General features: G+C 67.6%; 8 protein-coding genes. 5 read left to right on the top strand and 3 right to left on the bottom strand.

Annotated features, from left to right (window positions below; translation table 11 throughout):
• Positions 1–81 precede the first annotated feature (81 nt).
• Both ACIA5H_RS15395 and ACIA5H_RS15390 read right to left on the bottom strand, forming a co-directional pair.
• Entirely contained in the window at positions 82–1,470 is a 1,389-nt protein-coding gene (locus ACIA5H_RS15395; protein WP_397076575.1) for an APC family permease, read from the bottom strand.
• A 102-nt stretch (positions 1,471–1,572) separates the two neighbouring features.
• Positions 1,573–2,442 carry a helix-turn-helix domain-containing protein gene (locus tag ACIA5H_RS15390; protein WP_379251423.1) on the bottom strand — a complete coding sequence of 290 codons (870 nt, stop codon included), beginning with the start codon at positions 2,440–2,442 and terminating at the stop codon, positions 1,573–1,575.
• Positions 2,443–3,016: 574 nt separating this feature from the next.
• On the opposite strand from ACIA5H_RS15390, the gene ACIA5H_RS15385 reads away from it, so the two are divergent.
• The 3 genes from ACIA5H_RS15385 (at position 3,017) to ACIA5H_RS15375 (ending at position 6,502) form a co-directional block, all read left to right on the top strand.
• The gene (locus ACIA5H_RS15385; protein WP_356962435.1) at positions 3,017–3,688 is read left to right on the top strand and encodes a PAS and ANTAR domain-containing protein; all 672 of its coding nucleotides are present in this window, start codon (positions 3,017–3,019) and stop codon (positions 3,686–3,688) included.
• Positions 3,689–3,993: 305 nt separating this feature from the next.
• A complete protein-coding gene (locus ACIA5H_RS15380; RefSeq protein WP_397076574.1) occupies positions 3,994–5,109 on the top strand; it encodes a terpene synthase family protein in 1,116 nt (371 codons plus the stop codon).
• Positions 5,110–5,224: 115 nt separating this feature from the next.
• Positions 5,225–6,502 (top strand): diguanylate cyclase domain-containing protein, encoded by a 1,278-nt coding sequence (locus ACIA5H_RS15375; RefSeq protein WP_397076573.1) that lies wholly within the window; start codon positions 5,225–5,227, stop codon positions 6,500–6,502.
• 116 nt (positions 6,503–6,618) lie between these two features.
• Here ACIA5H_RS15375 and ACIA5H_RS15370 read toward each other — a convergent pair whose 3' ends face one another.
• A complete protein-coding gene (locus ACIA5H_RS15370) occupies positions 6,619–10,041 on the bottom strand; it encodes a protein kinase (RefSeq protein ID WP_379251421.1) in 3,423 nt (1,140 codons plus the stop codon).
• A 279-nt stretch (positions 10,042–10,320) separates the two neighbouring features.
• On the opposite strand from ACIA5H_RS15370, the gene ACIA5H_RS15365 reads away from it, so the two are divergent.
• Positions 10,321–11,136, top strand: a complete 816-nt coding sequence (locus ACIA5H_RS15365; RefSeq protein WP_356961373.1) for an amidohydrolase family protein — start codon at positions 10,321–10,323, stop codon at positions 11,134–11,136.
• 93 nt (positions 11,137–11,229) lie between these two features.
• A complete protein-coding gene (locus ACIA5H_RS15360) occupies positions 11,230–11,610 on the top strand; it encodes a DUF1304 domain-containing protein (RefSeq protein ID WP_356961375.1) in 381 nt (126 codons plus the stop codon).
• Positions 11,611–11,667 lie beyond the last annotated feature (57 nt).

Here is an 11,667-nt window from a genome sequence, read left to right as displayed (position 1 = left end):
TACCCATCGGTCGGCGACTAGTCATCTGCGGAATCCGGGCATACCGACAAAAGGTGATCCGCGGCGCGACAACGCGATCGGTCACTCAGCGGATGACCCGCTGTCCAAGGGTTGTGCCCGCATGGCCCGAATGGCCAGGTAGTTCAGGCCCCACAGTGCGACCCCGATGGCCAGCAGCACGCCGGCGATGGCGTACTGCGCCGGATTCCGGTCGGTGAAGGGTGTGACGAGAAAGCCGCAGCTGAGCGCGCCGACGACCGGCAGCGGCGTCGGCGTCTTGAAGTGCTTGTGCGACACAGGGTCTCGGCGCAACACGAGCACCGCGACGTTGACCACCGTGAACACCGCCAGCAGAAGCAGGGCGGTGGTGCCACCGAGTTCGGGTACCTCGCCGACGAGCAGGATCAACCCCAGCGCGAGCAGCGTGGTGAAGACGATGGCGGTGACGGGCGTCCGGCGCCGCTGGTGCACGCGGCCGAACGGCCGGGGCAACACGCCTTGACGAGCCATGCCGTAGATCAGTCGGCTGGCCATCAGCATGTTGATCAGCGCCGAATTGGCGACGGCGAACATGGTGATGTAGGCGAAGATGTGGGTCGGGAAGCTCGGCGCGCCGACCTGGACCACTTTGAGTAGCGGCGTGTCACCTTCGCCGAGTTGGTCTGCGGGCACGAGTGCGACCGCGCTGATCGATACCAGCACGTAGATGAGGCCGGTGATGATCAGTCCCGCGAGCAGCACCTTCGGGAAGATGCGGGTGGGCTCCTTGCACTCCTCGGCCATGTTCACCGAGTCCTCGAAACCGACCATCGCGTAGAACGCGAGCGTGGTGGCCACGATGACGCCACCGACCGCGTTGCGCTCCCCGGTGTCGAATTCGACGATGCGGGAGAAGTCGCCGTCGCCCACGCCCAATGCCCAGCAGCCGATCCCGATGACGATCAGCAGCCCGGTCAGCTCCACACAGGTGAGCACCACGTTGAGCTTGACACCCTCGCTCACCCCGCGCAGGTTGATCGCCGCCACCACGGCCATGAACAGCAGCGCGATCACCGTCACCGCGGCGCCGCTGCCGAGATCCGGATCGAAGGCCTCGGCGAAGTTGGCCGCGAAAGCCCGCGAGGCCGTGGACGCGGAAGTGATGCCGGAACTCATCACCGCGAAAGCGACCATGAACGTGAAGAAGTGGATGCCGAACGCTTTGTGCGTGTAGAGGGCCGCACCCGCGGCGTGCGGGTACTTGGTGACCAGCTCCAGATAGCTGCAACCGGTGATGAGCGCGACCAGGAACGCCACCAGGAAGGGCACCCAGACCGCCCCGCCGACTTCGTTGGCCACCTTGCCGGTGAGCGCGTAGATGCCGGTGCCGAGGATGTCGCCGACGACGAACAGCAAGAGCAATCCCGGCCCCATTACCCGTTTGAGTTCGGGCCCGGAGTCGGACGTCGGATCGGCTGTGACTTCGGACATGCGTCCTCCCCTCGGCAGTAGGGCGAGGGTACCCATTCCGATACGGAATAGTCGTGCGCCGGGCCGTGTTTCGCCTGGATTTCACCTGCCAGGGGCGGGCTGCTAGTCCTCCCGATCCATCTGCCCCGCGGCCTCCACGATCATGGCCGCGGAGTCGCGCGGGCTCAGCGCCATGGCGCGCAGCTGATCGAAGATCACGCCGAAGCGACGGATCTCGGAGTGGCCCTCGATCAGCTCGTCACCCGCGATGCCCTCCACATAGACCAGTTCGGGATCGGCGGGGTCGGGGAAGTCCAACAAGGTGAACGAACCCGCCATGCCGGGGTGCGCGCCCGCGTCGAACGGCAGGATCTGCAGGATCACGTTCTTGCGCTTGATCTCTTGCAGCAGTCGCTCGAGCTGCCCCCGCATCACCGCGGGCCCGCCGACGGTGCGGCGGATGGCGGCCTCGTCCAGGACGACCCAGAGTTCGAGCGGGTCGTCCTTGGTCAGGTTGACGGCGCGATCCATCCTCGCCTTCGCCCTACTCTCCATGACCGACGCCTCCAGCTTGGGCATGGAGGTGTCGATCACGGCGGTGGCGTACTCGTAGGTCTGCAAAAGTCCTGGAATGAAAGAGGTTTGGTAGTGCCGCGCGGACAACGCCTCGGACTCGAAATTGATGTAGGCGGCGTAGACCTCCGACACGCTGCCCTCGTAGGCGCGTGACATGCCGGGCTTCAGCGCGTCGGACAGCAGCTCCAGCGCGTCCTCGCGTTGCTCGTCGCCGATGCGGTAGAGGTCGAGCATCGCCATGAGGGTGCGCCGCTGCGGCCGCGCCTGCGCGGTCTCGATCCGGTACAGCGTGGTGACGTTGATCCCGGTCTTCGCGCTGACCTCTTCTTTGCTGAGCTGAGCGTTCTCGCGCATCTCGTGCAGCATCGCCGCCAGCCGCCGCAACCGGACGGTCAGTACGGTGCGCTTGCCTGCCATCAGTCCAACCCCTTCGGTGTGCGCACTTGCTGGAACGTGTTCTGACGTTCGACCTCGAATGCGGCCTGCGTGCAGCGGATCTGTGCCTGGTGTGGGCACAGCAACAGAGACTACCTCCCGTGATGCACCTTATGGTCGGTGTTTTCGTGTGCGTTTACGGCCGCTGGGCGATATCGCGGGGCGAACCGGACCGACCGCTCGGTTGCGGGGGTGTGTGGAGACTCGCCGAACTGCGCGGGGCCGCTTTCCGGGCGGTGGGAACGCCACGCTCGAACGTGATCGCCGGACGACGCCGCGCGTCCGTGCGGGCCGGGAGAGGCCCGGCTGCCCCGCCTGGGCGACGCAACGCGGCCGGTGTGGATTCCGGCTCGGGGCGTGGGCAATAGCGCTGACCGCCCGGCATCACGCCCATTGCGGATTAATTGCCAATACATTCATACATATGCACTAGGTCCATAGTGCCGAGCTAGATGGCATTTTCGTGATGATGCCGAAAGTTTGCCACAATTTGGTTTCATCTCGTGTTCCCGGCCGTGGCCCTCGGGCGCCGATGGATAATGACCGCGTGACGAGGATGGACGACCTCGCGCTGAGAAGCGCCTCCGCGATCGAGAGCGTCATCGCGGGCACGCCGCAGAGCGTGGGCAGCTTCCGCTTCTGGTTCGAGGATCAGCGATGGGAATGGTCGGACGCGGCGGCCGCGATATACGGCTACACCGAGGGGAGTGCGCGACCCAGTACGGAGCTGTTGCTGGCGCACAAGCATCCCGACGACCGCGCTCTCGTCGCCGAGTCCATCGCCTCCGCCGTGCGAACCGGTGAGCCGTTCTGCGGACGTCACCGCGTCATCGACACCGCCGGGCGCACCCATCACGTCATCGTCGTCGCCGATCGCATGCTCGACGACCAGGAGTCGGTGGTCGGCACCGCGGGCTATTTCATCGACGTGTCCGGCACACTCGAGGAGAACCGGCAGGAGATCCTCGACGACACGCTGCCCGAACTGGTGCAATCACGTGCGGTGATCGAGCAGGCCAAGGGTGTGCTCATGGTGGTCTACGGCATCAACGCCGAACAGGCCTTCCGGGTGCTGCAATGGCGCTCCCAGGAAACCAACATCAAGTTGCGGACCCTGGCGCAACAACTGGTCGGCGAGGTTCCCGCGATGGGTGGCGGTCCTGCGGCGCAACGGGCGCGCTTCGACCATCTGCTGCTGACCATGCACGACGTCCTGGCGTCGAAGTGAGCGCCGTACCGGTGACCGATACCCGATAGGCGGCCCTACGGGGAGGTCGCGTCCGGCGACATCGGCACCGGAGCACCCTGCGCGTCCCGTACCGGCCGCTTGCCTCCATGCGCCATCTCGACTCTCGAGCCGTGGCGCCGCGCTGCGGACCGAGCTCCCGTTTGCCGCGGTGTCGCCGTCAAATACGCGATGCACCAATGCCATTCAGGGCGCGAGTGTTGCGTGATCTTCGCCCTTCGACCGGTCCCACTACCGATAAGTCGGAGACAATTCATTAGAAGTAACCATAGTGGGAGGGAGTCGTTGTGGTCAGTGAGTACACATCGGCACTCGAGCGGGAAATCGTCGACATGCGCGGGCAACACGAGATGTTGCTGCGGACCGGGCGGCAGTGGTCGTTGCGCGCGATGTTCGGCACACCCGACTGGGACATCATCGACTACTGCCGCGACTTCCGGCCCAATCGGTTCGGGGAGCAAGCCTGTGCGGAGGTGGAACGTTTCTGCCGCGAGCACGGCATCTGGCTCGAGCCCGCGGGCCCGCACTACAACAGCATGACGCCCTATCTGCACCCCGGCGCCGTCAGCGCCGAGCGGATGACGATCATCGGCCTGTACAACGCGATCCTGTTCTGGCTCAACGACACCGTCGGCCGGGAGAAGTTCGGGCACCTCGGCGACGACGAACAGCGACAGGCGCGGGTGGCGATCGATCGGCTGTGCGCGCTCCTGTGCACGGGGTCGGTTCCGGCGGACGCCACCCCGTTGGAGACCTCGACCTCGGCGTTCCTCACGATGCTGTCCGCCCGCGCGGACGCGGACTGGCTCGATCGGTTCATCGAAGCCACCGTCGCGCACCTGCGGCCCGCGATCCAGGACCAGAACGCCCGGGCGCGCGGTGGGTTGCTCAGCGTCGCGGAGTACATCGATCTGCGGGCTCAGGTCTCGGGTATGTATCCGGCGATCGCGCTGTGCGAGTTCGGCCGGGACGACTATCTGCCCTGGGAGCTGATCCGGCGGACGGGGCTGGCCGGGGACCTCCTCCGGCTGCGGGTGCTGACCGTCGAGATCGGCGCGTTGATGAACGACGTGTTCTCCTTCGAGAAGGAGTGCATCGTCGATCTGGCGGATTTCAACTTGATCCCCGCGGTGTTGCTGAACCACCCCGGATACTCGCTGGAGGACGCCGTGCGGGGCGCCACCGAGATCGTGCGCGCGCGCCTGGCCGAGTTCCGGGAACTGTGCGCGGTCGCCACCGAACGATGCGATCGACTGGCAGCCGCGGACGCCGCCTTGGCGTCCACCGTCGCGACCCACCTCGCCGATCTGGTCGCCTGCGTCCAGGCGACCTGGGTCTGGCAGGTGAAGACTCTGCGGTACAAGGGGGCGTCGATCTTCCGCGAGAACGGGTTGCAGTTATAGCTCCACTCTCACCATTCCTGGGAATGCTTCCAGGCGGCAGTACTCGACGGTCTCGAACATGTGTGGATACGATGCGTCGGGGGCTATCTCCGGCCTGAATGGTGAGGGGGTTGCGGTGGAACAGATCGAACTCGCCAGGATGGCGAACATGTGGTGGCGCGCTCTGCAGGCCGTCGCCGGTGGGTCCGCGTCTGTACCGGACCCCGAGCTCGCGCTACTCGGGATGGTCGAGGAGCTGGCTTCCGGCTTGGAAGCCGAACCCTTCGACGCGAGCGTCGGCAGGCATGTCGGCGCGTCGCTGGCCTCCGCGGGACTGGACGACCCGGCCGTGCCCAGCACGTCGGCCCAGGTCCTGTACGGGCTGGCCGAACAGGCGACGGCCCCGGAGGCCGGCCGGCGGCTCGCGGCGCTGCTCGCGGAGGTCGGTCAGGGATACGAAGCCCAGCGGCGCGCGAACGAGGACGCGCACCGATCCGATGACGAGCGTTTCCGTGTGGTGTTCGACAACGCGGCGATCGCGATCGCCATCGGTGACACCGACGGTACGTTGCTGGATGTCAACCGGGGTCTGGCCGAGATGATCGGAGTCCCGGTGGAAAGCTTGCGCGGGGTGTCGGTCTACGACTTCGCGCACCCCAACGACCGCGAGGGCATCCGCACGCTGGTGTACGAGAAACTGGTCCCGGCCGGTGCGGGCACGGTGAAACTGGAACAGCGCATCCGGCGCGCCGACGACAGCTACGGGTGGGCGTCGTTCGCCATCACCTTCGTCAAGGGCGCGGAGGGGCAGAGCGATTACCTGCTCGCGGTCGGCGAGGACGTCACCGAACAGCACCGGATGCGCGAGGAACTGCACCGGCAGGCCCGGCACGATCCGCTCACCGGACTGCCGAACCGGCGGCATCTCATCGAACGGATCGACGCGATGATCGACGAGGCGCGCAACGGCGATCGGGCGGGATTGTGTTTCGTCGACATCGACCGCTTCAAGCACATCAACGACCGCTACGGCCACGGCACGGGTGACCAGATATTGACCGCGGTCGCCGGACGCCTGCAGGACAGTGTGCGCGGATCCGGGTGTCTGGTCGCCCGCATCGGCGGGGACGAGTTCGTCGCGCTGATCCCGCCGCCCGCCAGCGATCACCGGGTGGCCACGGTGGCGAACAGCCTGCTCGAGGCGCTTGTCGACCCGATCACGGCCGGTGACCGGCGACTACGCATGTCGATCAGCATCGGCGCGGTCGTCACCGCGGTCGCGGGCGCGGACGCCGAATCGCTGCTCGACGCGGCGGACACCGGCCTCTACCGGGCGAAGGCCGACGGCAAGGGCCGGTGGGTGTTGCACATTCTGGACACCGACACTTCGCTCGGTCCGCAACCGGTGTTGTGAGCGGCGGAAGCGAGCCACCGCCCGTCGGCGCGTGACTGTCGCGGCCGAGCGATGTCCGGCGTCCGCGTTCGAGCAGAGGTATCGCGGCGGGCGGCGACTCAGACGGCTGATGGCGCTCAGCGGGCCAGCAACCTGCGCAGAAACGCGGGCGGGATCATCGGTCGTTCCTCGTCCCAGAGGCCTTCGCGCAGGTCGTAGTCCAAGCTGTGCAGCAACGACATGATCCAGGGGCCCTCGTCGAGCAGCGGCCGGATGAGACCGGCATCGGCGTACCTGACCACCACCGGGGCCAGCTCGTCCTTGGCCGCTTCGGTCTTTCCCGCCGCCGCGAGGCAGGAGGCGAGCAGCAGCGATGCCTGTGCCGCGGCGCGGGGACGTCGATCGGGGTCGATCGAATCCCGCAGCTGACGGGCGCGCGTGGACGCGGCGGTCACCCTTTTGGCGGCCCCCGAACGCAGCAGCATGCGGATAGCGGAGTCCTCACGCATTTCCGCGGCCATCGTGGCGATACCGCCCTCTCCGGCCGGCGGTTCGGTGACGTAGGTGGCCGTCAGGCCCAGCCGGACCTGCTCGTTGGCCACGCGGGTGGCCAGGCGCGGCAGCTTCATGGCCCGCGCCAACTCGGCGCCTTCGTCCAGCCGTCGCGCGGCGGCGGCCAGGTCACCGCGCAGGGCTTTGATCCGCGCGCCGGTGGCGTAGTTGGCCATCAGCAGGTCGACCGGGCCGCCCTCGGTGCCGAGCCTGCCCGCTTCGTCCAGCAGGCGCTCGGCCGCGGCGAGCTGGTCGCGTTCGTAGAGCAGCTCGCCGAGCAGGGCGCCGGCCAAGCGAGCGGCATAAGACCGCGGGCCCGACGAGGTGGTGGATATCTCGACCGCCGTGCGGAAGCTGTGTTCCGCCGTGGCGATGTCGAGTTGTTCCCTGGCCGCGATGCCGACCAGGCAGTGGCTGTACATCAAGGTGAACGTGCTGCGGTTCTTGCGATAGAAGGGGGTGGCCCAGTCGTTCCACTCCCGTGCCCGCTCGTAGTCGAACTTGGTGATCGCGGAAAACGCGGCGAGGTTGGCGGCCGCGCACAGCGCCCACGGCCCCAACGTGTCGGCCCGGGCCAGGCATTTGCCGACCACGGCGTCCAGTCCTTCCGGGTGGTCGCCGAAGGCGCGCTCCACGCTCTCGATGAGGTCGGCTTCGAGCGCGACATCGGGATCCGCGGCGGGCTCGTTCTCCAGCGATGCCCGCACCAGCCGTAACGCGGCATGCAGTTCGGTGGGCCGCCGCAGCAGCACGTGCGTCCAGGCGACACCGACCTGAAGCATGGGGCGGCCGGCGGCGATGCCGGGCGGGAGCTTGTCGAGCAGTCCCAGGAACGTGGCGAGCTGCCCGTCCTGCACCAGAGCGCGGGATTTCGCCTCGAGGAGGTCTGCGGCCATGTCGCCGTCGTCGGCGGCCAGCGCGTGGTCGATGGCCTCGCTGAGCATCCTGTTGTCGCCGAACCACGAGGCTGCCTTGCAATGCAGTTCGCGCACGCGCTCGGGATGGTCGCGCTCGAGGCGCTGGCGCAGGAACTCCGCGAACAGATGGTGGTAGCGGAACCATTCGCCGCCTTCGTCGACGCGGCGCAGGAACAGGTTACGGCGTTCGAGATTCTCGAGGAGGGCCTGCCCGTGCGGGTCCCCGGTCAGCGCCGTGGCGAGGCCGCCGGAGATCCGTTCGGGAAGCGAGGTGGCGAGCAGGACCTCGCGCAGTTCGGGCTCGACGGTGTCGAGCACGTTCTCGGCCAGGTACTCCGCGATGGCGTGATGACGCCCGGACAGGTGGGCGATCAGCGAGGCCGGATCGGGATGCTCACGCAGCGACAGCGAGGCCAGCTGCAAGGCCGCCGCCCAGCCCTCGGTGTAATCGCGCAGCTCGGCGCTCTCGGTATCGGCCAGGGTGAGCCCGGTCTGCTCGGTGAGGAAGGCCCGCGCCTCCCCGGCGTCGAAACGCAGTGCGGCGGCGTCGATTTCGACGAGTTGGTGACGAACGCGCAGGGTGCCGAGCGGCAGGCCCTCCAGCGATCGGCTGGTCAGGATGATCTGCAGGTGCCGCGGCCCCTGGTCGATCAGGTAGAGCAGGGCATCGACGGCGGCGGGGTCGGTGATCCGGTCCCAGTCGTCGATCACCAGGGCGAACCGCTCGTCGCGTTCGTCGATGGCGTTGATCAGCGTGGTGAGCACGTAGCGCGCTGCGCTGGTGTCGCCCTCTTCGAGGACCGGGGCAAGGCCGGGCGCCAGCGCGGGGCTCACCCGGTTGAACGCCTCGATCAGGTGGGTCAGCAACCACACCACGTTGTTGTCGTCGCGGTCGACGTTCAACCAGGCCACGGCCACTTTCTCGGTGTCGGCGAGACGCTTGGCCCACTGGGCCGCGAGCGTGCTCTTGCCGAACCCGGCCGGGGCGTGGATGACGGCGAGGCGGGGCCGCGGCTCGGTCTGCAACGCGTCGATCAGGCGCTCGCGCTGGACCAGCGGCCGGGTGGGCATCGCAGGGCGGAACTTGGTCTCGGGTGTCGGCGGCGTCTTGGGGTGGGGAGTGGGAAAACGCGCTGTGGCGGTGAGGGGCCGCGTGCTGAGGTCTTCGGGCGCGGGCTGCTCGCCGGTGGGCAGGGTCATGTGCTCGACCGGCATGTCGTTACCGCGCTGGATCTCGCGCAACATCTCGCCGAAGGCGGCGGCCGAGGGCGGACGATCCGCGGGATTGTGCGCCATGCTGGCCTCGATGGCGGCCGCGACCTCGTCGGGGATGCCGTCGAGCCGCAGGTCCGGCAGCGGATCGGCGGAGATGCGCAGGAACTGCGCGACGATCTGCTCACCGGAACGTCGCTCGTAGGCCGCGTGGCCGGTGATCATGGCGAACAGCGTCGCGCCGAGCCCGTAGACGTCCGAGGCGACGGATGGAACGCCGGAGCGCAGCACCTCCGGGGCGGTGAACGCGGGCGAGCCGGTCACCACTCCCGTGGTGGTCTCGAAACCACCTTCGACGCGGGCGATCCCGAAATCGGTCAGTTGCGGTTCGCCGTAGTCGGTGAGCAGGACGTTCCCCGGTTTGATGTCGCGGTGCAAGATCCCGGCCCGGTGCGCGGTCTCCAGAGCGCCCGCCAGCTTGACGGTGATCCCGATCGCCTCGGGCAACGGCAGAAAGCCTTCCCGGCGGATACGGTTCTCCAGCGAACCGTGCGAGTGATACGGCATCACCAAGTAAGGGCGTCCGCTGCGGGTGGTGCCCACTTGGAGGATCGGCACGATGTTCGGATGCCCGGACAGGGCGCCCATGGCCTGCTGCTCGCGCAGGAATCGCTCGACGTTCTCCGGCTCCAGATCCGGCCGGGCGGTGAGGACCTTGACCGCGACGCTGCGGTTCAACGCCCGCTGCCTGCAGCGGTAGACGACGCCGAACCCGCCTTTTCCGATCACTTCGGGGTCGTCGAGACCCGCGCCCTCCAGTTCCCGCTCGATACCTGGAGGTCGATCGTGCTGTGTGGCGAACGGGTCCGAACCTGCCATGGCCCTGCTCTTGTCGGCTGTCTGTGGTCCTGCGGTAGATACCCAGTTTATGCCCAGCGAACCCTTTGCCTGGTTATTACGGCTGATATAGACCATGAGGTGGGAAGGGTATTATCGCCGGTTTCGGGGGCGGGTGCGGTGTGGCTGACGCGACTCGGCAATATCTGTACGTCGCGATGGGAGTCGCTGTCTCGCACCGTTTGTCGCGAAAGTACCTTTCCACGGCGCGCGTCATAGCGGGGGTGTCCGGGGCGCTATGACGTATGTCAGAATCCGCGCATGACCATCGACGTCTGGGCGCAGCATCCGACTCGGAGATTCCTCGCCCACGACATGTTCGCCTCGCTGCGGCGGTGGACCGGGGCCGTGATACCGACCGACGAGATCCCGCTGTCGTTCACTCTCGACGCGATGGATGCCGCAGGCGTCGACCGAGCGCTCATCTCGGCGTGGCACGCGCCGGAAGGCGTCCTCATCTCCAACGACGAGGTCGCGGCCTGGGCGGCCGAGGCGCCGGAGCGCCTGCTCCCCATCGCGTCGGTGGATCTGCGCAGGCCGATGGACGCGGTACGGGAGTTGCGCCGCCGCGTGGACCAGGGCTTCAAGGGGCTGCGGGTGCTCCCGTGGCTGTGGGAAGTGCCCCCGACCGATCGGCGCTTCTATCCGTTGTTCGCCGCGTGCGTCGATGCGGGAATCCCGTTCTGCACGCAGGTCGGGCACACGGGACCGTTGCGGCCGTCGGAAACCGGGCGCCCCATCCCGTACATCGATCAGGTCGCGCTCGACTTCCCGGAGCTGACGATCGTCTGCGGGCATATCGGCTATCCGTGGACCGAGGAGATGATCGCGGTCGCGCGCAAGCACGAGAACGTCGTCATCGACACCTCGGCGTACACGACGAAACGCCTTCCCGCGGAACTGGTGTCGTACCTGAAGTCCGGTAGCGGCCGCCGCAAGGTGTTGTTCGGTACGAATTATCCGATGATCTTCCCGCAGCACGCGCTCGACGGCCTCGCCGCGCTCGGCCTGGACGACGAGACTCGCGAGCTGTACCTGGGCGGCAATGCCCGACGCGTTTTCGGACTGGCCGGTTGACCGACTAGCGCGGCGGCGTGTCGGCGGTGTGTTGCGCGGCGTTCCGCGGGTGGGGGCCATAGGATTCCCCGGCGCGCATCGTGAGGAGGTCGAATGCTCTGGGTCGTACAGGTGTTCGCCGTCGCGGCCGCCTTACTCCATGTCGGCATCTTCGTCATGGAGTCCGTGCGGTTCGGCGACCCCAAGGTGTACCAGGGGGTATTCCGGGTTTCCGGAGCCGAACTGCCCGCGGCGCGGCCGTGGGCGTTCAATCAGGGTTTCTACAACCTGTTCCTCGCGGTGACGACACTGGTCGGCGTGGCCATCCTGCGGACAGTGCCCGCGGCGGGATGGGCACTGGTGCTCGCCGGCTGCGGGTCGATGCTGGCTGCCGCGGTGGTGCTGGTGGCGCACGACCGCCGGTTCGCCAGGGGCGCGGTGGTGCAGGGCGCCTTGCCCGCGCTGACGTTGCTCGCCGCCGTGACCCAGCTGTGAACGTGGCCGCGTAGTCGGCGAGCGGCTGAGGATCGGTGCGACGCTCCGGTATCGGCG

Origin of the sequence: Nocardia sp. NPDC051900 (genome assembly GCF_044452545.1) — a bacterium.
GTDB lineage: Bacteria > Actinomycetota > Actinomycetes > Mycobacteriales > Mycobacteriaceae > Nocardia > Nocardia sichangensis.
The sequence above is the reverse complement of the archived record's forward strand: the minus strand, read 5'-3'. Positions and strand labels throughout refer to the sequence as shown.